Source organism: Blautia sp. AF14-40, assembly GCF_003479665.1.
Taxonomy (GTDB): Bacteria; Bacillota; Clostridia; order Lachnospirales; family Lachnospiraceae; genus Fusicatenibacter; species Fusicatenibacter saccharivorans.
Genome location: NZ_QUHK01000110.1, coordinates 1 through 993, shown reverse-complemented (window position 1 = coordinate 993; position 993 = coordinate 1). Strand labels below are relative to the sequence as shown.

The following is a 993-nucleotide window of genomic DNA, read 5'->3' as shown; positions in this document are numbered from 1 at the left end:
CGCAGCGAAAATGTCATTTTCCAGTTTCCGCTTCGTGTCTGCCATGTTTACCACAAGGAATGTAAGGAGAAACATTCGCTCGTTGCGGCTCTGTAAGTCCTGCAACAAGTTCTTTGCTTCGCTGCCAAAGGTGGCAAGGTCGGACGGGATTATATCCATGTCATAGCCGCTTCTAACCGCTTTTTTCTGTTCCTCAATCTTCATCTTGTCAAGGTCTGTGATTTTGCGCTTAATGGTCTTGATTGCTTCCGACTGGTCGATACTGCGGATATGTAAGTTGACGATTACACCTGTTTCCAAGTCCAGTATGTCAGCAAGCATACGGTCGTTGAGTTCCGGCGCAAGGATTTCAAGGAAGCTCGCCGCGCCGATTTTACGCCCCATGCGGAAATATCTGCCCTCGCCAAAACGGAAAGAGGACGGGGCGATAAAATCCTTTGTAGACAGCCCCGACGGGGTAAGCCAGTCAAAGGAAAAGGAGAACGGCTCGCCCTCCGGGTGGAATACCCCATGCAGCACCTTTAAGCGTTCATAGCCGGATAAGGGGCGGGCGGTTACGCCAAGCACCTTGAAATTGTTAAGCACGTCGGTTTCGATACGGGAAAGCCTTGACTTTGCAGCCGCCTTGTTATCGGCTTCAACAGTAAAGGTAATGTATTTGTGCTTCACAAGCCCGTTGTTGCCTTTACTAAGCTGATTTTTCAGCATATCCGAATACTCGGTGCGGATAGAGTTAAAAGCGTCCTCCTGTGCGGGGATAGAGATTGCTTTTTCTGCCTGTTCCCGCTGCGTTCCTTGATTGATGAAAGAAAGCTGCACGCTCACGCTCGCGTCAAAGTAGTTGAGGAAATCGCACCAGTTTTCAAAAATGGCGGTCTTATCGTCAGCCTGTGCAAGCTGATAATTGATGTCCTCGAACACGACGCACTTTGAATATCTCTTTTCCGTAACCTTGCAGATACCGTCCGGGTACATGGCAAGGTAGGGAATGGT

General features: G+C 49.3%; 1 protein-coding gene. It reads right to left on the bottom strand.

Annotated features, from left to right (window positions below; translation table 11 throughout):
- On the bottom strand, positions 1 to 993 hold a 993-nt coding region (locus DWW13_RS18555; protein WP_442857781.1), incomplete at both ends, for a VirB4-like conjugal transfer ATPase, CD1110 family.